Genomic DNA, 24,318 nt, shown 5'->3' with positions numbered 1-24,318 from the left:
TCATCGGCCGACCAAGCCGCGCCCTTAAGCTCCGGCCCGATTTCTCCAGCTTGATGAGCGCCCATTCGGGGCCGTCGGGCATCACGTTCCCCCCGGGCCCCGACACCTCCCGCACCAGACAGTTCAGCAGCGCCACCACCGTCACGGCCTCGGCGGTGACCGGTGCCGGGCTGACCCGGCAGACGTCGAGCGTCGGCCGGATCATAGGTAAGTAGGCGCGTCGGCGCCATAGAACTTGTTCACGTCGGCAGCTCCCGTGCGTGATTTGGGCAGCAGAGTGGCGGCGGTCAGCGTCCGCTTCACCGGCAGTCTCTCCGCCTGGATGATCCCTGAGGTCAGGAGTGCGGTGTCGCCTGCGCCCCGGTGCGTGTCCGCAAGTTCGCGCAGCAACGGCCGCACTCGGGCGAGCAGGGGCGCAACCGGTCTCCGGAGAGCCAGAGCCGTCTCCACCAGCACCGCTGCCACACACTGGTGCAGCGTGGTGGTCACGAACATGGCGGCCAGATCCACCGGGTCCTTCGAGATCAGCCGCTCGTCGGCCAGGCCCGCCGGAGCCGCCTCACCCAGGGCGGCAGTGGCCAGCTCGGGATCGATCAGGCAACTGTCCAGGTCGCGCAGCAGCAGCCGGATCCCGTGCTGGTGATCCACGGCGATCAGCACGTTCTGTGCATGCGCTTCGTGCACGATGCCGTAGCGCAGCCACAGGGCCAGCTGCCACGCCAGCAGTCGGCGCAGGTACACGTCCAGGAACGCGTCGACATCACCGGCGAAGAACTCCTGGGCCAGCACCTCGACCAGCGGTCGGCCGTCCCAGCCACGAGCGGTGAGCGCGGCCACCGGCAGCACCCGGGCGTCGGCCAGATCCGGCCAGCGCCGCACCAGGACAGCCAAGTGGCCACTGGCATGTAGCCACGAGGACTCGTCAGCGATCAGCACCGAGTGGCCGAACTGCTCGTCCTGCTGCAGGAGCCGGCCGAGGCTGTGGGTCAGAACGGCACCGTCGGCCAGTGACGCCTGGCTGACCAGCCGGAGGTTGAGCCGGCCCAGCGTGCGCATCGGCAGGGGGACCTTGAGGTGGACCGACGGGTCGGACTCGGGCACAACTGTGCGCATCGAGAGGGTGGGGCGCACCTGCAGCCGGGGCGCGGGCAAGGGCTGCCAGGAAACGCCGGCCGCCTCGGTCAGTTGCCCCTTTGTCATGGCCGGGTGAACCGGGAGCGCGACTTCGGCCTCCGGGGTCTCGGGCCACCAGTTGGGCAGTTCGCCCCCGGCCTGGACCTGTTCGCGGGGCACCGATACCCAGCGCATCCCGAAGCGCGGTGCGTGTTCCGGTGCCCAGCGGGGTAGATCAGTCGGTCGCAGGCCGACCCGGGCGATCGAGAGCGGGTAGATCGGGTGGTCCCGCTGGGCGGCCAGAGACTCAGTGGCAAGCCAGAAATCAGTGTCCAGGGCGGTAGCCGGCGCCGTTCCGTCCAACGAGACCCGAGCCAAAGGAGCGGTGCCCTGCGAAGCCGCTCGCAAACGTCCATAAACCTCGGGCTGCCGCCGCCGACGCAGCCGCGCGGCGCGGGCTGCGGAACGGGCCTCGACCATGAGCGCCTCGAAACCGGCCCGGAACTCGGCCGCCAGTTCGGGGGCGACGCTGGTGAGCAGTTCCGCCTCGACCGCCCGCACCACCGACCCCAGGTGCCGCGAGTACCGGCGGGCCGGGTCCATCCGGATCGGCCCCACCTGGATCACCAGCGGCTTGCGCATGACCAGGTCGCTGACCAGGTCGCCGCGTTCCCGGGAGCCGGCCCGCACCGGCATCCGCAACCCGTTCAGGGCCAGCCAGAAGTCGGTCTCGGCCGGCTCGGTGCGCCGGGTCCAGCCGATCGACGAACGCCGCTCCGGCCGCGCTCCGGCCACCCGGGCCCTCGACACCGACAGCAGCACGCCGCGGCTGCGCAGACCGGCCACGTCCTCACGCAGCAGGGCCGTGCCCAGCCGCAGGATCAGGTCCTGTTCCCACGGGGCCACGACATCGCGGCCCGAAAGCGCGCCGATCACCCGATCACCCAGTGCCCACCGGCCAGGAACTCGCTGGTCACGGCCTCGACGCCGACCGCCGAGGGGCCGGTGACGGTGACCGAGCCCAGGTAGTCCCGGTTCGTGCCGGTGACCTGCACCGGCACACCGACCGGCTTCATCGGCCGGTAGCTCAGCCGGTAGCTCTCGCCGTCCCGGAGCCGGTTCTCGGAAAACTCCTCCGGCGCCCGGTTCAGCACCCCGTCCTGCTCGACCAGAACCCAGTGCACGACGCCGGCCTGAGGCTCCGAGACGGGCGGATCCGGCTTCAGGGGTTCGCCGATCAGGAGCTGCAACACATCGTGGAACAGCGGCTCGCCGAGCAGGCGGGCCATGGCGAAGTCGCAGTGGTCGCCGATCAGCCGATCGTTCACCTCGACGATGCGCGGCCCGGCCGGGGTGAGCACGAACTCGGTGTGGCAGGCCCCGAAGCCGGCGCCGATTCCCTGCAGCTGGCTGAGCACCGTGGCGGTCACCTCGGGGTCGGGCTGCGGATCCCAGGTGAGGCGCTCCTCGATGAAGTAGGGCGGCGGTGACACCCGGGTCTGCCACCCGCCGAGAACCCGCAACCGGTCACCGTCGCCCAGGGTCTCCAGGGTCTGCAACGGCCCTTCGAGCATGCCTTCCAGCAGCAGATCGCTTTCCCGCCGTCGGGAGCGGACATCGGCCACCCGGCGCACCAGCTCCTCGCGGTCGCGGATCATCACCACGTCTTCGCTGGCCACGCCTTCGGCAGGTTTGAGGACGACCGGGTAGGGGATCTCGGAGTCGTCCGGAAGAGCGCTGCCGGGCACCAACCGCCGGCAGTAGGTGTCGTCCAGACCCCGGGCCCGCAGCCGGGCCCGCATCAGGCCCTTGTCACGAGCCCGCTGGGCCGACCGCCAGTCCTTGCCGGGCAACTGCAGGTAGTCCGCCACCAGGGCGGTCTGCACCTGGAGGTGGTCGCTGTTGCTGATCACGGCGATCGGAACACCGGTGGCCTCGATCGTGGCCAGGACCGCGCGCACGTCCTGCACCGCACAGCCGACCACCTCGGGCCGTCCCAACCGGTCGTGCTGCCCCGCATAGGTGCGCCGGTGCGCATCCGGCTCGTCGGTCAGGACCCGCACCGGAAGACCCAGGTCGCGGGCGGCCGGAAGCAGCCCGTGGGTGACGGTGTCGGTGGGATTTCGGGCGAGCAGGACCACGGCCATGTGGATCACTTCAACACGACGCACTGTGCGGCGGACAGGGGGCCAGGTGCCGCCGGTCCGGCCGAGGGCGCCAAGAAGACACCGTGTCGTGTCTCAGCGTGATCGCGGATTCTGCTCAAGTACCGCCCGTCCATCACCGACAGGAGGGTGCTGCGTACAGGGCGTTGCACGTTCAGGAACTCCCAGAGGTGACGTCGTCCGGCTCCACGCTTTAAGGCTAGCCTTACCTTATAGTTGCTCCGGTCAGTGACGACGCCGACTCGTTGGGAGGGGAAAAGATGGCAGGTCACAGTGCTGTTCGGCTCCTCTCGCGTCCTACCTGCGAGTCACATTTCGTGACCGAGGCCAACCCGGTGATGCTGCTGGCCGATCAGCTGCGGGCCCTGACTCCGGACACCCCGCACAGCTACGCCGCGCCCGACTTCGCGCGGGTTCCGCAGAGCCCCGACTGGTTCACTCCCCGTGAGGTGACGCAGTCGATGCTCGCTTCCGAGGCGGCGCACACCCAGGTCGGGCCGGCCGTGTTCGGGGCCCGGCTGGCAGGCAGCCTCGGCTATGCGGCGGTCGGCCGGCTGGCGGTGGCGCTCGCGGTGGCCGGCCGTGCCTACGACACCGGGCCCGACTCGCTGATGCTGCGGCTCGACGAGGAAGGGCTGGTCGCGCAGATCGCCCTCCGCTCCCCGCGTCTGGCTGTGCTCCCCGACGACTCGTTGGCCGGCGGGCCGCACGTCACCGTCGTCCAAGACCGGGCCGCACTTGCTTCCTGGGCGGCCCGGGGTGCCTACGCCACGCTCTCCGTGCTGGTCGAGCAGGTTCACGCGCACACCCGATACGGCACGGTCGCGATCTGGAACCAGATGGCCGACTCGGTGCTGAGCCCGTCCACCAAGGCCCCTCTCCTGGCCGGGCAGAGTCAGGAAGAGGGCCGGGCCGCCGGGCAGTTGCTGCTCGACGCTCTGGTGGCCGAGGGGGCGCCGATCCGGCGCCGGGGCACGGTCCGCACGGTGTGCACCGAGGCCGGGCGTGAGGTGCTCGACCCGGTGCGCGGCATGTGCTGCCTGTTCTACCGTCAGGACGAAGAGAAGTGCGGCGGCTGCCCGCTGGTCAAGTGATCCATCGGCGCCGCCGGTGGTGCCGCCCGAAGCCGCGAACTCAGGGCGAACACCAGCACCTGGGCCAGCGCGATCACCAGGAACAGCCAGCGCACCCAGTCGTCCACGACCGAGGGCAGTAGCCCCAGCAAGGTCACGCCGAGGGACGCGCCGAACTGCACGGTCATGAACAGTGCCGTGCTGCCGGCCGACTGCTCGCCCGGCTCGAGCATGCGGAACGCCCCGGCCACGGTGGGGGCTGCGGTGCAGCCGAAGGCCAGGCCCACGAGCACGAACAGCGCGAAGAGAACGGGTAGCGGGAGTTCGTCGTGGGCCAGGGCGAACGTCCCGGTCGTCACCACTGTCACCGCTGATCCGCCGGCCACCAGAGGTCTGGCGCCCAGGCGGTCGCTCAGCCGTCCGCTCGAGCTCATCGAGACCAGCAGCCCCAGGCCGAGGGCGCTGACCAGCACGCCCTGCTCGAGCCCGGTCAGGCCGAAGCGTTCGGCGCCGAACAGCGGCAGCGAGGTGAGCATGGCGAACATGACCAGACCGGTGAGCCCCATGATGGCCAGACCGGCGCCGAACCCGGGCCGGCCGAGCAGTCGCAGGTCGAGCGCCGGCGGCCGGGACAGTCGCCGGGCGTAGGGCACGTAGGCGATCAAGAGCCCGGCTCCGGCCAGACCGACGAGAACCAGGAGTGCGCTCGGTCCGGCGGCTTCGCCGGAGCGGTTGAGGGCGAACAGCAGCGCCACGAAGCCGAAGGTCAGCATCAGCAGCCCCGGTATGTCGGCGCGGGGCTGATCAATTGAGGACGACGGTGAGGGCGCGGGGGTCATCGATCGGGTCGCGGACAGCACGGCTACCAGAACGACGGCTCCCAGCGGCAGGTTGACCAAGAAGATCCACTGCCAGTGCCCGGTCTGCAGGAGCAGCCCACCGACCAGCGGCCCGGCCACCGGGGCCACGTTGATCACCGCCGCCATCACGCCCATGACCCGGCCCATCCGCTCCGGCGGCGAGAGGGTGGCGGCCAAGGTCATCGCGGTCGGCTCGATCATGCCGCCGCCCAGTCCCTGGACCACCCGGAAGCCGATCAGCGCGGGCACCGACCAGGCCAGGGCGGTCAGCGCGGACCCGGCCACGAACAGCAGCAGCCCGACGGTGAACATCGTCCGCGGGCCGTACCGCACGGTGAGCCAGTTCAGCACCGGCAGCACCGCGGCCACCGCCAGCAGGTAGGCGATCGTCGCCCACACCACCTGGTCGATCCGGGCGTCGAAGGAGTCGGCCAGCGACTCCAGGGCGACGGCCACGACCGTGCCGTCGAGCACCGCCAGCAGGGCCGCCCCGGCGACGGCGGTCAGGGCCGGCCACCGCATCTCCTTGACTGTCATGCTCGTCAAACTAAACTCGCTGGTTTGATTCAACCAACTGGTAAGTGCGGAAGAAGTGCCTCTTGAGTCAGAGGAAACTGGACCTACAATCAAGCTCGTGGCACTGAGGGATCGCAGGCGCGAGATTCTGGAGGCAGCGGCGCCGATCTTCGGCGACGAGGGGTACGAGCGCGCCAGCATCGACGCGATCGCCGGCCGGGCCGGCGTGTCCAAGCCCACCGTGTACAGCCACTTCGGTGGCAAGGAGCAGCTGTTCCGCGAGTCGGTGGCCGACTCGGCCCGGCAGCAGAACGAGGCCTCCCTCGCCGCCGTCCGCGAACTCGACCTCACCCCGGAGGGCTGGCGCGAGAGCCTCTTCCAGCTCGGCCTGGCCCTGGCCGACTGCTCCCTCAGCCCGTGCTCGGTCTACCTCGACCGGATGATCGCCGCCGAGATCGGCCGCGACCCGGCCATCTACGAGGTGGTGCAGGAGCGCGCAGTGCGCCCGGTGCAGGAGGCCCTGGCCGGGCGGCTGGCCATGCTGGGCAACGCCGGCTACCTGGACATCGACGACCCGGTCCGGGCTGGTCGCCAGTTCCAGGTGCTGATCAACGCCGAACTGCCCGAGCTGACCGTGCTCGGCACCCAGCGCATCAGCGCCGAGGAGTTCGAGGCCGCAGTGAGCCTGGGCGTCGAGACCTTCCTGCGGGCCTACGAAGTCCTGCCCGACGACGAGCCCTCGGACGAGTTCGACGGCGACCACACGCCCTAGCGCATCTGCAGCCGTCTCCTGATCGCCGCGTTCACATCCAGCTCCAGGGCGCGGGCCCGGGCGGCCTCGGCCTCGACCGGCCGCCCCAGCCGGTCCAGCAGCAACGCCCGCGTCCCGTGCCAGAGCGCGTAGTCGCTCAGCCCGGTGAGCTCGTCGATCTCGGCCAATGCGCTGGCTGGACCGTTCAGTTCAGCAACGCCGACCGATCGGTTCAGCCGCACCACCGGCGTGTCGCAAACCGTCAGGAGCACGTCGTACCAGGAGACGATCGCAGCCCAGTCGGTCTGCTCAGCGCTCGGGGCGATCGCGTGGCAGGTGGCGATGGCGGCCTGCACCACGTACGGATCAGGACGGTTCGGGGTCTGGGCCAGACCGCGTCCCAGCAGCGCCACCCCTTCGCGGATCAGGTCTGCGCGCCAGCGGGAACGGTCCTGATCGGGTAGCAGCACCAGTTCGCCGTCGCGCATCCGGGCCGGGCGGCGCGAGTCCTGCAGCAGCATCAGCGACAGCAGCCCGGTCAGAGCCGGTTCGTCGGGCAGCAGCCGGTGCAACAGTCGCCCCAGCCGGATCGCCTCGTCCGCCAGGGCCGGCCGGATCGGATCCTCGCCCGCGGTGGCCGAGTACCCCTCGTTGAAGAGCAGGTACACACAGGCCGCGACCCCCTCGACCCGGGCCGGCAGTTCGTGCGTGGCGGGTATGCGGAACGGGATACCGGCCCGGGCGATCTTCTGCCGGGCCCGGGTCAGCCGCTTCGCCGCAGTCGCCTCTGGTACCAGGAGCGCCCGGCCCACCTCGGCCGTGCTCAGCCCGCAGAGCGTGCGCAGGCTCAGCGCCACCTGTGCGGGGACCGACAGCGCCGGATGACAGCAGGTGAAGACCAGACGCAGCAGGTCGTCCGGGATCTCCTGGTCGGCCGGTTCGGCCTGGAACAGCCTCTGCAGCCGCATCGCCTCGACCTCCCGCTCGTGCCGGCGGCTCTCCCGCCGCACCACGTCCAGCGCGCAGCGTCGGGCCGTCACCGTCAGCCAGGCCCGCGGGTTGTCCGGCACCCCGGCCTCGGGCCACGAGCGCAGGGCCCGGACCGACGCCTCCTGAAAGGCGTCCTCGGCCAGCTGGACGTCGTTCAGGGCGCGCACCAGCCCGGCGACCACCCGGGCGCCCTCGAGCCGGATGGTCTGCTCGAGGGCGCCGGCAACGTCACTGACCAGTGATTTCCTCCTCGGTGCGACCGTCGAAGGTCATCACCGGCCGCACCTCGACGCAGCCGGTCCAGGCGGCCGGGATGAGAGCGGCCAGGGCGATAGCCGCGTCCAGGTCGGGAGCCTCGAGCAGGTAGTACCCGCCGAGCACCTCCTTGGTCTCGGCGAACGGCCCGTCGGTGGTGATCACCTCGCCGCCTTTGCCACCTCGCACGCGCACGGTGGTGGCGGTGGAGCTGGGGTAGAGCGCGTTACCCCCGCGCACGGCCTCGGCCGCGACCCGGTCGAACTCCTCGTACTCCTTCAGCAGCGCCGCGGTGGCCTCGGCGTACTCCGGCTGCGAGTAGTCCTCGTCCTCGGTGTCGTAGAGCAGAGCGAGGTACTGGGGCATGGGTGTCCTCCCTGCGGGCGCGCCGGTGCCTTTCGACCGGCCTCACTCTAAGGACGAACGGCGACCGGCCGAGAAGGACACCCGGCCTATTCGCTGACCGGGAAGAACATCCGGCCGTAGTTCTCGCGCACGGTGTCGTAGTAGCCGGTCGGCCACTTCCCGACTTCCGGATCGGCGGGCTCGGTGGAACCCTTGCCGGACTTGAGCACGCCGGTGCCGCGCACGATGTACTTCTCGCCGTTGCTCAGCAGGGCCAGCTTGGCCACGCTCTCGGACGCCTTGCCGCAGCGCGAGGACCAGCCCACGATGACCTCGGCGAAGCCGTCGCCGTCGAGGTTCACCACCTGCATCCCCTCCTTGGCGAAGCTCGCCTGCCCACCGGCCCGGCCGTTGTCGCAGGCCGGCAGGTCCGGGTCGGTCATCTCGCGCCTCACGTCCGGGTCGCCGCCGTCGAGCCCGACCACGTGCACCACCTTCAGGGTGGTCTTGCGCTTGGCGGCCGGGATCCGGATCGCGGCGATCAGGTTCTTGCCGTTCTGGTCGGACCACTCGTAGGCCTCGACCACCTTGCCGCCGGACTCGGCGTCGGCGCGCTGCAGCATCTTGGACGCGTCCACCGCCTTCACCTTGCCCAGCTGGGGCACGGCCAGGCTGGTCGGGGTGATCTTGGGCTTGGCCTCGTCCGCCCCGCCGCCCCCGCTGAGCAGGGCGACCAGCACGATCAGGAGCACCACCAGGCCACCGGCGATGGCGATCAGCACGAAGCGGGCCTCGGGCAGCTGCACGGTGAAGAACTGCCGCAGCGGGCTCGGTGCGTCGTCGTCCCCCCGGGGGGAGGCCTCGGGCCGGGGCGGGGGTGGCGGCGGGGCAGCGGCCTTCTTCTGCGGCGTCTGGCCGCGCTGCGCGAGCACCTCGTCGGGCAGCGGGATCGGCCCGCTGAAGGTGGCCCAGATGTCGCCGTTCTGCGGGGGCGCGTAGGCGTTGCGGTCGGCCGGGACCACCGGCCGGGGCTTGGTCTGCTTCACCGGCCGGGCCGGCGGTTCCGGCGCCGCGACCCGGCGCACCTGCGGCTTCTTCGGCTTCGGAGCCGGAGCGGGGGCCGGAGCGGGGGCAGGGGCAGGGGCGACCGGCGTCTCGGTGGCCAGCGGGTTGGGCTGGGTCGAGTCGGCCGGGGGCGCGTCGGAGGTGACGCCCTGCTCCTCGATCAGCGGCAGAGGCATGGTGGAGGCGTCGTGCCCGGCCTCGGAGCGCGGGCTCGTCAGCGACGAGGGCGGCTGGGGCACCGGGGTGGCGTCGGGCCAGCCCCCCTGCGACGGCAACCCGGTGTCGGGCGCGTAGGGCGGCTGGACGTCGCGCTGCTCCGGTGAGGGGGAGTGCGGCCCGGGACGGTAGATCTCCGTCTCGTACGGATCGGAGGTCTCGTCGTCCTGCAGGGACGTCTTCGTGTCACGGTCCTCGTCGCGCAGGTGCACCCGCGGACCGGGCTCCGGCGGGCGGGTCCACCAGGGCCCCTGCTCGTCGTCCACGTTGCCGTACCCCTTCCACAGCCACTCGAACCGTCGGCCACCGGGCTGGAATCCGGCAGACGGCTCGCGCGGCTCTCGACCGGTTCGATCCTCCCACGCCCACCTGGGTAGCGCTGGCCACCGTCCCTGTCTGCGGCCGGAAGCGCTAAAGACAGCTACTTTCAGTCACTGTCCGGGAGAACCAGATTCAGAACCATGCTCACGAAAGTGACCACCACGGCCGCCCCGAGCGCCGACCAGAAGAAGTCGTCGATCGTGAACGAGATGTTCAGCCGGCCCGACAGCCAGGCCACGAGCTCGAGCATGAGGGCATTCACCACGAAGGCGAACAAGCCCAGTGTGATGAAGTAAAACGGCAAAGAAAAGAGCTTCACCACCGGTTTGACGACCGCATTCACCAGACCGAAGATCGCGCCGACGACCAGCAGGGTCAGCACCGTCTGGCCGGTGTCGTCCCCGGTCACCTCGACACCCGGTACCAGCGCGGTGGCGACCCAGATCGCCACCGCGTTGACCACAATCTTGATCAGGATGTTCACCGGCCGAATCCTGCCAGAGGTGACCAATGATCACGACGTACCGATCATCACGATCGGGAGCCGGAACCGGAGCGGGCCGGTCCGCAGATCCGGGCCGAGGCCAGCGCCACACCGGCCAGGATCAGCACGTCACCCACACTGAACACATTGGCCAGGGGAATGGGGGCGGGAATCGCGAACACGTCGCCCAGGAACCACAGACGCGGTTCGGCCAGCGGCGCCGAATTGCTGAACCCGTCCCCCTCGTTCCGGAGACCGGCCATCGCCATCGCCTCGGCCGAGGCCGGCAGCGTCCCGCCGTTGACCGCGATGGTCAGGCCGTTACCCAGCCCGCCCAGTCCGATCAGCGGGACCCCGGGCAGAGCGCGGTTCGCCCAGATCACCGCACCGAGCACCAGGTAGCTGCTGATGTGCAGTCCGGCCGCGACCTCGCGGGGAACCCGGGAACCCAGGCCGATGGCCACCACCTGGAGCAGCAGGCCCAGCAGCAGCCAGTGCCGTCCGGCGATCTCCACCTCGGCGAGGCGGGACAACTTGCCGCCGAACGCCGCCGGCAGCAGCAGGAGCAGGGTGGCCAGGACAGTCAGGATCACCTGGACCGGCCGGTCGGTCGCCGGACCGGACCGGACGATCCGGCTGCTGGACCGGTCGGTCCAGGCCCGGGACCGGTCGGTCCGTTCCGCAGGACGGCAGACGCGGGGTCCGCGGCCGCAGCCACGGACCCCGCTGCTGTCACCACCACTTGTGGCCGGCTCCGGCGAGAGTGACGAGGAGGACGATGCTCCCCAGGGTGGTGACTGCGCGGGTGGTGAGGTGAGCCTTCATTGGTCCACTTCCCTTCGGCGGTGCGGATCGGAGCCCTGATCGTCAGGGGGCCGTGATCGCTTGCGCCATGCCTGCCCGCCCTAGTCACACGAGCGGGTGAACTCCCGGGAAGTCCCAAAACCACACGATCAGAACCGATGGACGTCCGGTGCCACCGGACGTCCATCGGTTGCCGTTGCTGTGGTTGGGTTTTTACTCCGCCGCGGCCCGGGCCTGCAGACCCGACTGCGTGCGCAGCTGCTCCTCCGGAAGGAACCAGCTGAACAGGAAGGCCAGGACCAGCACCCCGGCGCCGATCAGGAAGACCAGATGCATGGAGTCGGCGAAGCCCTCCAGGACCGGCCGGGCCAGCGCCGGGTCGAGACGGCCGAGGAAGGAGGAGTCGTCGATCGAGATCCCTCCGCCGGTGCCGTTCTTCACCAGGTTCACGATCGGCGCGTTGTCCGGGTCGGCAACCACCGCCGGGTCGGCCAGGGCACGGCTGAACGCCGAGCCGGGATCGGCCGCGGCCCGGGCGATCTCGTCGGAGATATTGCCTACCACCGAGCCGAACAGCACCGACAGGAACACCGCGGTGCCCAGGGTCCCGCCCATCTGGCGGAAGAACGTGGCCGAGGAGGTGGCCACCCCCATGTCCCGCGGCGGCACCGAGTTCTGCATGGCCAGCACCAGCGTCTGCATGTTGAAGCCCAGCCCCAGACCGAAGATCAGGGCGAAGCAGCCGACCACCACCAGCGAGGTGTCCACGTCCATGGTCGAGTACAGGAACATGCCGGTGGTGAACAGCACCGAGCCGGCGATCGGGAAGATCCGGTAGCGGCCGGTCCGGGAGATGAACTGGCCGGAGACGATCGAGCCGGACATCATTCCCGCGGTCAGCGGCAGCATCAGCAGGCCGGACTCGGTCGGCGTGTGGCCCTTGACGATCTGCAGGTACAGCGGCAGCGCGGCGAGACCGCCGAACATGCCCATGCCGATGATGAAGTTGAGCGTGGAGCCGACCGTGAAGGTCTTGTTGCCGAGCAGCCGGATCGGCAACAGGGCGTCGTCGCCGATCCGCCGCTCGGCCCACAGGAAGAGCACGAAACCGGTGACCCCGACCACGAAGCAGGTGATCGAGCCGGCGCTGCCCCAGCCCCACTCGCGGCCCTGCTCGGCCACGGTCAGCAGCGGTACCAGCATCAGGGTGAGCGACACGGCGCCCAGGACGTCGATGCGGTGGTCCCGGCGGGTGTGCGGGATGTGCAGCACCCGCGCCACCACGACCAGGGCGATGATCCCGATCGGGACGTTGATCAGGAACACCCAGCGCCAGCCGCTGACCCACAGGATCGTGTCAGCACCTGCGAAGAACCCGCCCACCAGCGGCCCGAGCACGCTCGAGGAACCGAACACGGCCAGGAAGTAGCCCTGGTAGCGGGCCCGTTCCCGGGGCGGCACGATGTCGCCGACGATCGCCAGGGCGAGCGAGAACAGCCCGCCCGCGCCCAGGCCCTGGAACGCCCGGAAGGCGGCCAGCTGGTACATGTCCTGGGCGAAGCCGCACAACGCCGAGCCGACCACGAACAGCGAGATCGCGGTGAGGAAGAACGGCCGCCGCCCGTACAGGTCGGAAAGCTTGCCGTAGAGCGGGGTGCTGATCGTCGAGGTGATCAGGTAGGCCGTGGTCACCCAGGCCTGGACGCTCAGCCCGTCGAGGTCGTCGGAGATGGTCCGGATCGACGTGGAGACGATGGTCAGGTCGAGGGCGGCCAGCAGCATGCCCATCATCAGGCCGCTGATGATCACCACGATCTGCCGGTGGGTCAGCGCCGCGCCGGCGCCCGGCTCGGGGGTGGTGCCGGCGTCGGCCATGACCTGGCCGTGGTTCGGCTCGGCCGGCTCGCGGGCCGGCTGGTCCGGATCGGGTGGTGTGGGCGTGGGCATGAGGCTCCAGATGGGCGTTGACTCGTCGGGTGCATCGGTCGGCGCAGCCCGGCCGGTAAGCCTCCGGGGCCAAGAAATCCGCCGAGGTGATTGTGTCAGGCAACCGTCCGGCGTAGCTGCGCAGTTGCCCGCGGCCGGGTGACCGGGCCGGACCCGTACGCTGGCCGTCATGCGCGTACACGTGCTCCAGCTGGCCTATGGCGACGAGGAACCGGTAGCCGAGCGGGTGGAACGCGCCGCCGCGCTGGTCGCCGCGCAGTCCGGCGCCGACCTGGTGGTGCTGCCCGAGCTCTGGGCGCCGACCGGGTTCGGCTACCGGCGCTGGGCCGAGGCGGCCGAGCCGCTGGACGGGCCCACGGTGGGGGCGATCTGCCGGGCGGCCAAGGAGATCGGCGCCTACGTGCACGCCGGATCGATCATCGAACAGGCCCGCGACGGCGCCGACCCCGGGCCGCAGAGACGCGGGCGGTGGAACACCTCGGTGCTGATCGGCCGGGACGGCCTGCCCATGGTCAGCTACCGCAAGGTGCACCGGTTCGGCTTCTCCGCCGGTGAGCCGGACCTGATCGAGGCCGGCACCGAGCTGGTCACGGCCGGCCTGCAGTCGGCCGACGGTCACCTCGTGGCGGGCCTGTCCACCTGCTACGACCTGCGCTTCCCGGAGCTGTACCGGGGCCTCACGGCGGCCGGGGCCCAGATGTTCGTGATCCCGGCAGCCTGGCCGGCGGCGCGGGTGGAGCACTGGCGGCTGCTGGGCCGGGCCCGCGCGGTGGAGAACCAGGCGGTCGTGGTCCAGTGCAACACGGCCGGCACCCACGCCGGCACCAGAATGGGCGGGCACAGCCAGGTGGTCTCGGCCACCGGTGAGGTGCTGGCCGAGGCCGGTGAGGACGAGACCGTCCTGGTGGCCGAGATCGACCCGGCCGCCGTCGCGCAGTACCGGGAGTCGTTCCCGGTCCTGGCCGACCGGCGCCTGTGAAACAAGGTCTTGGACAGACGCGGAACAGACGCGGAACAGACGTGAAGCAGAAGTGGATGACCCCTCAGTGAGCAGCCCGACGACCACTCGCCAGCCCCTCGACGTGGGCCGGACGGCCATGATCGGCACCGTGCTGGTGGTGCTGGCCCTCGGCACCGCGGTGCTGGCCGCCGCCGGTTCCGGAGCGGCCGTGCCGAGCATCCTGCAGGACCCGGGCCCGATGGTGCGCTGGGGCCTGATCCTCGCCCGGGTGGTCGCCGACATCGCCGGGGCGGTCACCGTCGGCGTGCTGCTGCTGACCGCCCTCGCCCTGCCGGTGGGCCGTCAGGGCGAGGCCCACCGCCCGGCCTTCCTGATCGCCGCGGCCTCGGCCACCGTCTGGGCCCTGGCCGCGATCGCGCTGCTGGTGTTCAACCTGGCCGACGTGCTCGGTGCGCCGATGGACAGCCCGGGCTTCGGCAGCCAGCTGGTGGCCTACACCCGCGACATCGACCTGGGCCGGGGCCTCGGGCTGACCGCGGCCGGCGCCGCGGTGGTCGGCCTGCTCGCGGCCGGGGCGGTCAAGACCACCTCGGCCGCCTGGCTCGCCGCCGGCTCGCTGGCCTGCCTGGTCCCGACCGCGCTGAACGGGCACTCCAGCAGCAGCGGTGACCACCAGACCGCGGTCACCAGCATGGGCCTGCACCTGATCGGTGCGGCCGTGTGGGTCGGCGGCCTGGCCGCCCTGCTGCTGCTCGCCCCCACGATCAAGGGCCCGGTGCTGGCCCGGGCGGCCGAGCGCTACTCCACCTTCGCCCTCTGGTCCTTCGTCGCGGTCGGCCTGTCCGGGCTGGTCAACTCCTCGCTGCGGATCTCCGACCTGGGCAGCCTGGGCTCCAGCTACGGCCTGCTGCTGCTGGGCAAGACCGCGGCCCTGGTCCTGCTCGGCCTGTTCGGCTACCGCCACCGGGTGGCCACCCTGCCCGCCCTGGAGGCCGGCCGCCGCGGCGCCTTCACCCGGCTCGCCGTGGTCGAGCTGGGCATCATGGCGACTGCCTTCGGCCTGGCCTCGGCGCTGTCGCGCACCCCACCGCCGAGCACCGGCTACCGCAGCACCGACATCGCCGAGTCGATCACCGGCTACCCGATGCCGCCGGAGCCCACCCTGGCCCGCTGGTTCACCTCCTGGCAGCCCGACCTGATGTGGATCGTGATCGGCGCGGTCGTCCTCCTCGCCTACTTCACCGGTGTGGTCCGGCTGCGCCGGCGGGGCGACGCCTGGCCGGTCGGCCGGTCGGTGGCCCTGGTGTCCGGTGTCGCCCTGCTGATCTACGCCACCTGCGGGGCCCCCGCGGTCTACGGCCGGGTGACGTTCAGCGGCCACATGATCATGCACATGATGCTGGCGATGATCGTGCCGCCGCTGCTGGTGCTCTCGGCACCGATCACCCTGGCCCTGCGCACCCTGACCACGCGCCGCGACGGCAGCCGGGGCCCGCGCGAGTGGCTGCTGATCGTGACCGAGTCGCGCTACCTGAAGCTGATCTCGTTCCCGCCGGTGGCCGCCCTGATCTTCGCCGGCAGCCTGGTCGCCTTCTACTACTCCGACCTGTTCGAGATGGCGCTGACCACGCACACCGGGCACGAGCTGATGGACGTGCACTTCCTGCTCAGCGGCTACCTGTTCGCCTGGACGATGATCGGCGTCGACCCGGGACCCAAGCGCTTCGGCTACCCGCTGCGGCTGATCGTGCTCCTGGCCACCATGGCCTTCCACGCGTTCTTCTTCCTGGCCATGATGAACGGCGAGACCGTGCTGCAGTCGGAGTTCTTCGGCAACCTCGGCCGCACCTGGGGCGGCGGGCTGCTCAGCGACCAGCAGTACGGCGGCGGCATCGGCTGGGGCATCGGCGAGTTCCCGACCCTGCTGATCGCGCTGGTCCTGATGGTGCAGTGGGCCCGCTCCGACGACCGCGAGCAGCGCCGTTACGACCGTAAGGCCGATCGCGACGGCGACGCCGAGCTGGAGGCCTACAACCAGATGCTGGCCAAGATGTCGGGCCGGAAGACCGCCACGGTGACCACGTCGACGGCGCCCGAAGAGGCCACGCAGGAGGAGAAGCCGCCGGCTTCGTGATAGGACAAATCGGGTGAACCTGGATCACTTCCTCGAGCTCCCGCGCCTGTCCGGGCTGAGCGTCTCGCCCGACGGCGACCGCCTGGTCGTCACGGTCTCCGTGCTCGACCCCAAGCGCACGGGCTTCACCAGTTCGCTGTGGGAGGTCCCGGTCGATCCGCAGGGCCCGGCCCCGCGCCGGCTCACCTGGGGCGGCACCGGCGAGTCCCGGCCGGTGTTCCGGCCGGACGGCTCGTTGCTGTTCACCTCGGCGCGGCCCGATCCGGACGACGACGAGGAGGAGCGCCCGGCCTCGCTCTGGCTGATGCCGGACCGCGGTGAGGCCCGGCCGTACGCCACCCGGCCGGGCGGGATCAGCAGTGTGGTGGTCGCCGCCGAGGCCGGCACGGTGGTGCTGACCTCACCCACCCTGCCCAGCTCGACCAGTCCCGGCGAGGACGAGCGGCGACGCAAGGCCCGGCGCGAGCTGAAGGTGTCGGCCACCCTGCACGAGAGCATCCCGGTGCGCTGGTGGGACGAGTTCTGGGGGCCGGCGGCCGACCGGCTGTTCGTGCTGGACGACGAGGGCACGGCGCGCGACCTCACCGGTCCCACCGGCCCGGCTCTGCGCCCCGAACCGGACTACGCGGTGAGCCCGGACGGGAGCACGGTGATCTGCAGCTGGACCGAGGTCCGGTCCGGCGGTGTGCTGCGGCCCCACCTGGTCTCGATCGACGTGCCCACCGGAGCCCGCCGCACCCTGCTCACCGAGGACGTGGCCGAGTTCCGCAGCCCGGCGTTCTCGGCCGACGGCTCGAAGGTCGCGTTCGTGTCCGAGGCGGTGCCCAGCCCCGACACCCCCGAGCACCAGCGGCTGATGGTGCTGCACCTGACCGGCGACCGCGCCGGGCAGGTGCACGAGGCCGCGCCGGGCTGGGACCGCTGGCCCACCGGCACGCCGGTCTGGACGCCGGACGGCGAGGCGCTGCTGGTCACCGCCGACGACCAGGGGCACGCGCCGGTGTTCCGGATCGATCTGGACCGGCGCACGGTACGCAAGCTCACCGACCGCGGTGCCTTCACCGACCTGACCATCACCCGGGACGGCAGCGGGCTGTACGCCCTACGCTCGAGCGTCGACTCCCCGCCCGCCCCGGTCCGCATCGACCCGCGGACCGGCGAGGTCACGGCCCTGCGCGGCCCGGCCGAGGAGCTGCCCCTGCCGGGCACCCTCACCGAGGTGACCACCACGGCCGAGGACGGAACCCCGCTGCGGGGCTGGCTGGTCCTTCCGGAGCAGGCCTCGGCGGATCGCCCGGCGCCGCTGCTGCTGTGGGTGCACGGAGGACCGCTGGGCTCGTGGAACGGCTGGCACTGGCGCTGGAACCCGTGGCTGGCGGCCGCCCAGGGCTACGCCGTCCTGCTGCCCGACCCGGCCCTCTCCACCGGCTACGGGCTCGACTTCGTCCGCCGCGGCTGGGGAGCCTGGGGCGGTGCCCCCTACACCGACCTGATGCGGATCACCGACGTGACGGTGGAGCGCGAGGACATCGACGCCGGGCGCACGGCCGCCATGGGCGCCTCGTACGGCGGCTACATGGCCAACTGGATCGCCGGTCACACCGACCGGTTCCGGGGCATCGTCGCGCACGCCAGCATCTGGGACCTCGACACCTTCCGAGGCACCACCGACGCGGGCTTCTACTGGCGCCAGATCATGACCGCCCAGGCCCGGGCCGAGCACTCCCCGGCCCGGTTCGCCGAGTCGATCACCACCCCGATGCTGGTGATCCACGGCGAGAAGGACTACCGCACGCCGATCAGCGAAGGGCTGGCCCTGTTCGCCCGGCTGGGCGAGCTGAACGTGGGTGAGGACGGCACCATGCCGCACCGGCTGCTGGTCTTCCCGGACGAGAACCACTGGGTGCTCCGGCCGCAGAACCTGTGCGTCTGGTACGAGACGGTTTTCGCGTTCCTCGCCCAGACCGTTCACGGGGAACCCTGGCAGACTCCCGACCTGCTGCGCTGAACAACCGGCGGCTCCCGGCCGCCGAACGGGCGGGCCGCGGTGCCCTGGTCCGGCCGATGGTGCGCCGGGGCACTTGTGGATGAAACTTTCGGTTGACCGTGCAACGTTCACTTCCTCGGCAGCGTCTGCCCCGCGGGAGGACGCCGACGGGATGCCGGCGCACGGGACCTGAGAAGTGAGGAAAGGCGCGCGATGACGGAGCAAGGAGCGGACGCCGAGCTCGCGGCACGGCTCGACGTCGCTCTGCACGAGCGGCTGAGTGAGTCGTCCGTGGATGTCGCCGCCCTGGCGGCCGGCAGCCGGCGGCGCTCGCGAAGAGTGCGCTCGCAACGGCTGGGCGCCGCGGTCGGTGCCCTGGCCGTGCTGGTCGCCGTGCCGGTGGGCTGGCAACTGGCCACCGCCGAGCAGAGCACCGACAGTGTGAGCGCCGTTCTCCTGCCGAAACACGAGCAGCGCGCGGCGGCCGAGGTGCCTGAGTCGCTCGGCTTCTCCGCCTCCGAGCTGCCCCCTGGGGTCAGCCTCACCGGGGCGGCGGCCGGGGCCAGTTCCGGATCGGTCGATCCCGAACTGGTCGACGGGCTGAGCTGCGCCGGGCCCACCGGTACGGCCCAGCCCGGGGTCACCGACAACGCCCAGCAGCGCGAGTGGCGCTGGAGCGGTGACACCGAGGTCTCCCTCACGGTCACCCGCTGGCCCAGTACCGACGCCGCGGCCGACGCGCTCACCGGGCTGACCACCGGCATCGGGGGCTGTTCGTGGAACCAGCCGGTCGAGGTGCTGCCGCACGAGGTCACCGGTTCCGAGCAGACCTGGGCCGGCAGCAGCACCGCCGACGGGCGCGCGGTGGTGCGGATGCTGGTGCGGGTGAACGAGCTGGTCGCCGGGGTGCAGGTGGCCGGCAGCGACGAGGAGACCGCCGCCGAACTGGCCGACTCGCTGGCCACGATCGAGGTGGAGAAGCTCACCGCGCTCGACTGAGACCCGGTCGGTACCTGGCTGAGAACGGCCGTACAGCACCTGTTTCCGGGCGCCTCCCGATCGTCGGGAGGCGCCCGGAGTCAGGTCAGAACGCTTCTTCGGGCAGGTCCATCAGTGCGTTGTCGGTGCTCTCGAGGATCGCCCGCTCCACCGCCAGGTGCGGCAGCACCTGAGCCGCGAAGTACGTCGCCGCAGCCACTTTGCCCTGGTAGAAGGCCCGGTCGGCAGCCTTCGCGGAGCCTTCCAGGGCGGTCAGCGCCACGTCGGCCTGGCGCAGCAGCAGCCAGCCGACCAGCAGGTCGCCGGCCGCCATCAGCAGGCGGGTGGTGTTCTGGCCGACCTTGTAGATGTTGGTGACGTCGGCGCCCTCGGCGCGGGTGTCGGCCGAGCGCACCACCTTCAGCAGGTGGGCCACCATGCCCTGGAAGTTCTCGCAGGCCTGGCCGAGCGCCTCCCGCTGGGCCGCGAGCCGCCCGTCACCCGGGTCGGCCTTGGCGAACTCGGTGATCTGCTCGGTGATCAGCGACAGCGCCCGGCCCTTGTCCCGCACGATCTTGCGGAAGAAGAAGTCGGTGCCCTGGATCGCCGTGGTGCCCTCGTACAGCGTGTCGATCTTGGAGTCCCGGACGTACTGCTCCAGCGGGTAGTCCTGCAGGAAGCCGGACCCGCCGAAGGTCTGCAGGCTCTCCGAACCCAGCAGCGTGAAGGCCCGTTCGGAGCCCACCCCCTTCACGATCGGCAGCAGGAAGTCGTTCAGCCGCTCGGCGTCCTCGTCCCGCTCGCCCCGCGCCTCGGCGACCTTCACCGCGTCCTGCTGCACCGAGGTCAGGTGCACCAGGGCGCGCAGCCCCTCGGCGTACGCCTTCTGGGTCATCAGCGAACGCCGCACGTCCGGGTGGTGGGTGATCGTGACCCGGGGCGCGGCCTTGTCCTGCATCTGCGTCAGGTCGGCGCCCTGCACCCGCTCCTTGGCGTACTCGAGCGCGTTCAGGTAGCCGGTGGAGAGGGTGGCGATGGCCTTGGTGCCGACCATCATCCGGGCGCCCTCGATGATGTCGAACATCTGCGCGATGCCGTGGTGCACGTCGCCCAGCAGCGTGCCCACCGCCGGGACGCCGTCCACCTCGCCGAAGCGCAGTTCGCAGGTGGTGGAGACCTTGAGGCCCATCTTGTGCTCGACGTTGGTGATGAAGGCGCCGTTGCGCTCGCCCAGCTCACCGGTCTCGAGGTCGACGTGGAACTTCGGCACCATGAACAGCGACAGGCCCTTGGTACCGGGGCCGGCGCCCTCGGGCCGGGCCAGCACGAAGTGCACGATGTTGTCGGCGAGGTCGTGCTCGCCTGCGGTGATGAAGCGCTTGACCCCGCTGATGTGCCAGGTGCCGTCCGGCTGGGCCACCGCCTTGGTGCGGCCGGCGCCGACGTCCGAACCGGCGTCCGGCTCGGTCAGCACCATCGTGGCGCCCCAGCGCTTCTCGACCATCAGCTGGGCCAGGCGCTGCTGCTGCGGGGTGCCGAAGTGGTGCAGCGTGGTGGAGAAGGTCATGCCCATCGCGTACATCAGCACGGCCGGGTTGGCCCCGAGCAGGAACTCCAGCATGCCCCAGCGCAGGGAGCTCGGGGCCGAGACGCCACCGACCTCTTCGGGCAGGCCCATCTGCCAGAAGCCCGACTCCAGGTAGGCGCGGTAGGCCTGCTTGAACGACTCCGGCAGCGTGACGGAGTGCGTCTCGGGATGGAAGACCGGAGGGTTCCGGTCGCTCTCGATCGCGGACGGGGCCAGGTCGTCGGTGGCCAGTCGGGCCATCTCGCGCAGCATCTCCCGCGCGGTCTCGCCGTCGATCTCCTCGAAGGGAGCGCTCCCCAGTACCTGGTCCCGGCCGAAGACCTCGAACAGGTTGAACTCGACGTCTCGCAGGTTGTGGCGGTAGTGACTCATCGTTGTGTCCCCTCGGCCGGTGCGCCTACTAAGTTACTGCTTAGTAATATAATTTTAGAGGACGATTCCCGTCCCGGCCAGGGACCGGACAGCGCAAAAACCGATTGGCCGGCCACCCACGAGGGGCGACCGGCCAATCGGCTGGTGCTGTTCAGGCTTCGGACGAGGAGCGGACTCCTCGGGCGGGTCAGCGGATGCCGCGGCTGCTCCGGCCGGAACGCAGGCTGGAGGCCAGGGCCACACCGACGGCGGCCAGGACGACCTGGGCCAGGATCTCGATCCAGTCGATGCCGTTCGTGTCACGCAGCGGGCCGACGATGGCCGTGCCGATGAGTGCCGCGACGATACCGATGCCGATGGTCAGCCAGATCGGGACGTTCTGCTTGCCGGGAACGACGAGCCGCCCCAGGGCACCGATGACAAGTCCGATGACGATCGCGGAGATGATGCCGCCGATTTCCATTGTGGACACTCCTCGTGGACGACCAGGCAGCTCCTCTGCCCGGTGCTGGATCCAGATTGATCCACTTGGCGCGGGATGCAATTTGAGACGTCAAGCCCGCACTGGAGTGACGTTCGACCGGCGTCCTGGCAATAATTCGGGCAATGGAGCAAACGGGGCAAAGTGCTCGCGGCGCGGTCTTCGACCTGGGGCCGCGCCTGGCCTGGGCGTGCCTGACGCTGGGCGTCGCCCTGATCGGCTTCATGGAGGTGGTGGGGGTCGCGGCGCTGTCGTTCGCCCTGCTGCCGCCCGCGCCCGCGGCCGCCGTCGCGGTGCTGTTCCTGATCCCCACCGGGGCCCTGCTGGTCGTCCTGGCCAGTGCCCTGACCGGTCGTATCGTGGTCGATTCAGTCTCTCTCACCATGCGTTTCGGCCTGCTCGGCGGAGTCGAGGTGCCGCGTGCGCTGATCAGCCGGGCCGAGCGCTACGACCCGGTCACCACGCTCAACCCGATCGGGCTCGGCATCGACGTGCCCTTCGGGTCCGGGCGGGCCACCGCCACCCGGGGCGGGCCGGCCTCCTTCGTCCGGGTCACCCTGCGCGGTCCGGCCCGGGTCCGGCTCACCGTGTGGCGTCACGCATTGGCGAACGAACTGGTACTCAGCACCTCGCGGCCCGACGAACTGGTCGAATTGCTTTGCCCGTAAGGGATTCTCAGCCGACCCGACGAAATCCTGAGGGCTCAGGCGCCGTCGCGCCGGACGTCTTCAAACAGCTCTTCGGGGATCGCTCGGTTTTGTCGCTGTCGGGGTATCGCGGCGAAAGGCGGTGCCGGGTGATGATGGGTCGATGACCACCCAGGCGCCCCCGCACCGGAGGTTCAGCGCAGTCGACTCCGCCCTGACCGATCTGGAGCGGGGGGTGGAGGTCTGGGCCCGCACGTCGCTGCCCGCCCGGCGGCTCCTGCTCTCCCGGGTCCACGCCCTCACCTCGATGTACGCCCACGACTGGGTGCAGGCCGCGGTCGAGGTCAAGCAGTTGCCCGAACAGTCGCCGCTGGTCGGCGAGGAGTGGCTGGCCGGGCCCTACACCATGCTCACCAACCTGTCCGCGCTGATCGACAGCCTGCGGGCGCTGCAGCGCGGCCGGAGCCCGGCCGAGGGCTACCGCTTCGGCCGGGCCCCGGGCGGGCGCACCACGGTGCGGGTGCTGCCGCACGGCCCGGTCGACCGGCTGATCCTGAGCGGGTACTCCGCCGACGTCTGGATGCCGCCGGGGGTCACCGCCGCCCAGGTGCAGGCCGAGGCCGGGCAGGACCAGCGGGAGTCCGGCCGCGAGGTCGGCATCGGCGCGGTGCTGGGGGCGGGCAACGTCACGTCGATCCCGGTGCTCGACGCCCTGCACGAGCTGCTCGCGGCCGACCGCGTGGTGCTGCTGAAGCTCAACCCGGTCACCGACCCCCTGCTGGGCGTGTTCCAGGCCGTGCTGCGGCCGCTGATCGAGCACGGCGTGCTGCGGATCGTCACCGGCGACGCCGAGGTCGGGGCCTACCTGGTGAACCACCCCCAGGTCGGGCACGTCCACATCACCGGCAGCGCCCAGACCCACGACGCGATCGTGTTCGGTCCCGGCCCGCAGGGGCAGGCCCGCAAGCAGGCCGGCACCCCGCTGCTGACCAAGCCGATCAGCAGCGAACTGGGCGGGGTGTCCCCGGCGATCGTGCTGCCCGGCCCCTGGTCGCGGGCCGATCTGCGGTACCAGGCGGAGAACGTGGTGAGCCAGCGGCTGATCAACAACGGCTACAACTGTGTGGCCACCCAGGTCGTGGTGATCAGTTCCGACTGGGCGCAGAAGCACCAGTTCCTGGCCGAGCTGCGCCGGGTCCTCGGCCAGGCTCCCGCCCGGGCCGCCTACTACCCGGGCAGCAGCCGGCGCATGCAGGATGTGCAGGGCGCCTGCCCGACCGCCGAGCGCGCCGGTGACGACCGGTTGCTGGTCGGCCCGCTGGATGCGTCCGTCGCGTCCGCCGAACTCGAATATGTGCTGAACGCAGAGACTTTCGCACCCGCTCTGGCCGTGGTCACGCTTCCGGGAGAGGGCCGGGAGTTTCTCGAGAGCGCCGTCACCCTGGCCAACGACTCGATCAGCGGCACGCTCGGCGCCGGCCTGATCGCGCACCCGGCCACACTGCGCGAACTCGGCGAGGGGTTCGAGACCGAGCTGGCCCGGCTGCGTTACGGCTGCATCGGCGTAAACGTCTGGATCGGTCTGGGTTTCCAGCTCCCGGCGGTGCCCTGGGGGGCGTTCCCGGGCAATGAGCTGACGGCCGTCGGCAGCGGAATCGGCACGGTGCACAACGCGCTGTTCCTGCGTGCGCCCGAACGGGCAGTGATCCGAGGCCCGTTCCGCCCGGCCCCGCGATCGCTGTTCGCCGGAGAGCTCGCGGCCGCGCCGCCCCGCCCGCCCTGGTTCGTGACGAACAAGACAGCGCACCTCACCGGGGCCGCGCTCACCGCCTACGCCGGGAAGCCCTCGTGGGACAAGGTGCCGCAGATCATCTTCTCCGCACTTAGGGGCTGACTTCCGGCCGGAGGCAGATCGCCGGGCGGGATGTGTCCGGATCTGTGTGATTCGCGGCTCTGTCTGACATGACCTGGTGCCGATGTGGCCTGAGCACGGCGTCGGGGGCCAAGGATCACGAATGGGCAACGGCGCCTGAAATGGCGGAATGCCCTGGCCCGGGTGATCGTTAGGCCCCTCGGAAAAGTTCGTAGGTGGTGTCGGGTCCGCAGTGGCGCTCAACGGTGCGCTCTGCGCCGATTCTGCCTGTCCGGAAAAGTTGCTACCTCAAGCATCTTTTGCACCCGGCGTACTGCTCTGGTTGTACAACTCCAGGAGGATGCCAAATCGCTTGAGCGGCGATAAACCATTACGTAGGTTTTCTGCCCTCA

The 24,318-nt window shown here is 70.8% G+C and carries 19 protein-coding genes; 8 read left to right on the top strand and 11 right to left on the bottom strand.

All coding sequences use genetic code 11. The features are described 5' to 3' along the window. Nucleotides 1–201: 201 nt before the first annotated feature. Both LWF15_RS03130 and LWF15_RS03125 read right to left on the bottom strand, forming a co-directional pair. Nucleotides 202–2,049 (bottom strand): IucA/IucC family protein, encoded by a 1,848-nt coding sequence (locus LWF15_RS03130; protein ID WP_232808795.1) that lies wholly within the window; start codon nucleotides 2,047–2,049, stop codon nucleotides 202–204. Then, nucleotides 2,046–3,260, bottom strand: coding sequence for an ATP-grasp domain-containing protein (locus LWF15_RS03125; RefSeq protein ID WP_232808794.1), 1,215 nt, complete (start codon nucleotides 3,258–3,260; stop codon nucleotides 2,046–2,048). The genes LWF15_RS03130 and LWF15_RS03125 overlap by 4 nt, the downstream gene beginning before the upstream one ends. 335 nt (nucleotides 3,261–3,595) lie before the next feature. Here LWF15_RS03125 and LWF15_RS03120 point away from each other — a divergent pair, with 335 nt between their 5' ends. Further along, the gene (locus LWF15_RS03120; RefSeq protein WP_232808793.1) at nucleotides 3,596–4,372 is read left to right on the top strand and encodes a (2Fe-2S)-binding protein; all 777 of its coding nucleotides are present in this window, start codon (nucleotides 3,596–3,598) and stop codon (nucleotides 4,370–4,372) included. Here LWF15_RS03120 and LWF15_RS03115 read toward each other — a convergent pair. Next, a complete protein-coding gene (locus LWF15_RS03115) occupies nucleotides 4,330–5,748 on the bottom strand; it encodes an MFS transporter (RefSeq protein ID WP_232808792.1) in 1,419 nt (472 codons plus the stop codon). The genes LWF15_RS03120 and LWF15_RS03115 overlap by 43 nt on opposite strands. Nucleotides 5,749–5,845: 97 nt before the next feature. Between LWF15_RS03115 and LWF15_RS03110 the strand changes: the two genes are divergently transcribed. Further along, nucleotides 5,846–6,499 (top strand): TetR/AcrR family transcriptional regulator, encoded by a 654-nt coding sequence (locus tag LWF15_RS03110; protein WP_232808791.1) that lies wholly within the window; start codon nucleotides 5,846–5,848, stop codon nucleotides 6,497–6,499. Here the strand turns inward: LWF15_RS03110 and LWF15_RS03105 are convergent. The 6 genes from LWF15_RS03105 to LWF15_RS03080 all read right to left on the bottom strand — a co-directional run bounded on the left by LWF15_RS03105 (nucleotide 6,496) and on the right by LWF15_RS03080 (nucleotide 12,833). Then, nucleotides 6,496–7,650, bottom strand: a complete 1,155-nt coding sequence (locus tag LWF15_RS03105) for an RNA polymerase sigma factor (RefSeq protein ID WP_232808790.1) — start codon at nucleotides 7,648–7,650, stop codon at nucleotides 6,496–6,498. The genes LWF15_RS03110 and LWF15_RS03105 overlap by 4 nt on opposite strands. A gap of 46 nt (nucleotides 7,651–7,696) precedes the next feature. Next, the gene (locus tag LWF15_RS03100; protein ID WP_232808789.1) at nucleotides 7,697–8,089 is read right to left on the bottom strand and encodes a YciI family protein; all 393 of its coding nucleotides are present in this window, start codon (nucleotides 8,087–8,089) and stop codon (nucleotides 7,697–7,699) included. Nucleotides 8,090–8,175: 86 nt separating this feature from the next. Beyond that, nucleotides 8,176–9,615: a M949_RS01915 family surface polysaccharide biosynthesis protein gene (locus LWF15_RS35940; protein ID WP_269809430.1), complete on the bottom strand. Its 1,440-nt coding sequence runs from the start codon at nucleotides 9,613–9,615 to the stop codon at nucleotides 8,176–8,178. A 161-nt stretch (nucleotides 9,616–9,776) separates the two neighbouring features. Continuing rightward, nucleotides 9,777–10,154: a phage holin family protein gene (locus LWF15_RS03090; protein WP_232808788.1), complete on the bottom strand. Its 378-nt coding sequence runs from the start codon at nucleotides 10,152–10,154 to the stop codon at nucleotides 9,777–9,779. Nucleotides 10,155–10,201: 47 nt separating this feature from the next. Beyond that, a complete protein-coding gene (locus tag LWF15_RS03085; RefSeq protein WP_232808787.1) occupies nucleotides 10,202–10,747 on the bottom strand; it encodes a DUF5317 family protein in 546 nt (181 codons plus the stop codon). 424 nt (nucleotides 10,748–11,171) lie between these two features. Continuing rightward, nucleotides 11,172–12,833 carry an MDR family MFS transporter gene (locus LWF15_RS03080; protein WP_408622480.1) on the bottom strand — a complete coding sequence of 554 codons (1,662 nt, stop codon included), beginning with the start codon at nucleotides 12,831–12,833 and terminating at the stop codon, nucleotides 11,172–11,174. 241 nt (nucleotides 12,834–13,074) lie between these two features. Between LWF15_RS03080 and LWF15_RS03075 the strand changes: the two genes are divergently transcribed. The 4 genes from LWF15_RS03075 to LWF15_RS03060 all read left to right on the top strand — a co-directional run bounded on the left by LWF15_RS03075 (nucleotide 13,075) and on the right by LWF15_RS03060 (nucleotide 18,986). After that, entirely contained in the window at nucleotides 13,075–13,884 is an 810-nt protein-coding gene (locus LWF15_RS03075) for a carbon-nitrogen family hydrolase (protein WP_232808785.1), read from the top strand. A 67-nt stretch (nucleotides 13,885–13,951) separates the two neighbouring features. Beyond that, nucleotides 13,952–16,000 (top strand): cytochrome c oxidase assembly protein, encoded by a 2,049-nt coding sequence (locus LWF15_RS03070; protein ID WP_232808784.1) that lies wholly within the window; start codon nucleotides 13,952–13,954, stop codon nucleotides 15,998–16,000. Between the two features lie 13 nt (nucleotides 16,001–16,013). Then, nucleotides 16,014–18,008 carry a S9 family peptidase gene (locus LWF15_RS03065; protein WP_232808783.1) on the top strand — a complete coding sequence of 665 codons (1,995 nt, stop codon included), beginning with the start codon at nucleotides 16,014–16,016 and terminating at the stop codon, nucleotides 18,006–18,008. A 192-nt stretch (nucleotides 18,009–18,200) separates the two neighbouring features. Next, entirely contained in the window at nucleotides 18,201–18,986 is a 786-nt protein-coding gene (locus LWF15_RS03060; protein ID WP_232808782.1) for a hypothetical protein, read from the top strand. An 85-nt stretch (nucleotides 18,987–19,071) separates the two neighbouring features. On the opposite strand, the gene LWF15_RS03055 is transcribed toward LWF15_RS03060, so the two are convergent. Beyond that, entirely contained in the window at nucleotides 19,072–20,925 is a 1,854-nt protein-coding gene (locus LWF15_RS03055) for an acyl-CoA dehydrogenase (RefSeq protein ID WP_232808781.1), read from the bottom strand. Between the two features lie 187 nt (nucleotides 20,926–21,112). Then, on the bottom strand, nucleotides 21,113–21,388 hold the full coding sequence (locus tag LWF15_RS03050; RefSeq protein ID WP_232808780.1) for a GlsB/YeaQ/YmgE family stress response membrane protein: 276 nt from the start codon (nucleotides 21,386–21,388) through the stop codon (nucleotides 21,113–21,115). A 143-nt stretch (nucleotides 21,389–21,531) separates the two neighbouring features. Here LWF15_RS03050 and LWF15_RS03045 point away from each other — a divergent pair, with 143 nt between their 5' ends. Together LWF15_RS03045 and LWF15_RS03040 are read left to right on the top strand one after the other, a co-directional pair. Then, the gene (locus LWF15_RS03045) at nucleotides 21,532–22,074 is read left to right on the top strand and encodes a hypothetical protein (RefSeq protein WP_232808779.1); all 543 of its coding nucleotides are present in this window, start codon (nucleotides 21,532–21,534) and stop codon (nucleotides 22,072–22,074) included. Between the two features lie 142 nt (nucleotides 22,075–22,216). Continuing rightward, complete coding sequence (locus LWF15_RS03040; RefSeq protein ID WP_232808778.1) at nucleotides 22,217–23,947, top strand: aldehyde dehydrogenase family protein; 1,731 nt, start codon at nucleotides 22,217–22,219, stop codon at nucleotides 23,945–23,947. The last annotated feature ends 371 nt before the right edge of the window (nucleotides 23,948–24,318 follow it).

This window comes from Kineosporia rhizophila (assembly GCF_021277265.1).
Classification (GTDB): Bacteria; Actinomycetota; Actinomycetes; order Actinomycetales; family Kineosporiaceae; genus Kineosporia; species Kineosporia rhizophila.
This window is presented reverse-complemented; position numbering and strand designations above follow the sequence as displayed.

What these genes read in the sequence shown, in the direction of transcription:
- LWF15_RS03040 (WP_232808778.1), top strand. Translation starts at nt 22,217, where the DNA reads ATGACCACCCAGGCGCCCCCGCACCGGAGGTTCAGCGCAGTCGACTCC.
- LWF15_RS03045 (WP_232808779.1), top strand. Translation starts at nt 21,532, where the DNA reads ATGGAGCAAACGGGGCAAAGTGCTCGCGGCGCGGTCTTCGACCTGGGG.
- LWF15_RS03050 (WP_232808780.1), bottom strand. Translation starts at nt 21,388, where the DNA reads ATGGAAATCGGCGGCATCATCTCCGCGATCGTCATCGGACTTGTCATC.
- LWF15_RS03080 (WP_408622480.1), bottom strand. Translation starts at nt 12,833, where the DNA reads ATGGCCGACGCCGGCACCACCCCCGAGCCGGGCGCCGGCGCGGCGCTG.
- LWF15_RS03075 (WP_232808785.1), top strand. Translation starts at nt 13,075, where the DNA reads ATGCGCGTACACGTGCTCCAGCTGGCCTATGGCGACGAGGAACCGGTA.
- LWF15_RS03055 (WP_232808781.1), bottom strand. Translation starts at nt 20,925, where the DNA reads ATGAGTCACTACCGCCACAACCTGCGAGACGTCGAGTTCAACCTGTTC.
- LWF15_RS03100 (WP_232808789.1), bottom strand. Translation starts at nt 8,089, where the DNA reads ATGCCCCAGTACCTCGCTCTGCTCTACGACACCGAGGACGAGGACTAC.
- LWF15_RS03115 (WP_232808792.1), bottom strand. Translation starts at nt 5,748, where the DNA reads ATGACAGTCAAGGAGATGCGGTGGCCGGCCCTGACCGCCGTCGCCGGG.
- LWF15_RS03060 (WP_232808782.1), top strand. Translation starts at nt 18,201, where the DNA reads ATGACGGAGCAAGGAGCGGACGCCGAGCTCGCGGCACGGCTCGACGTC.
- LWF15_RS03125 (WP_232808794.1), bottom strand. Translation starts at nt 3,260, where the DNA reads ATGGCCGTGGTCCTGCTCGCCCGAAATCCCACCGACACCGTCACCCAC.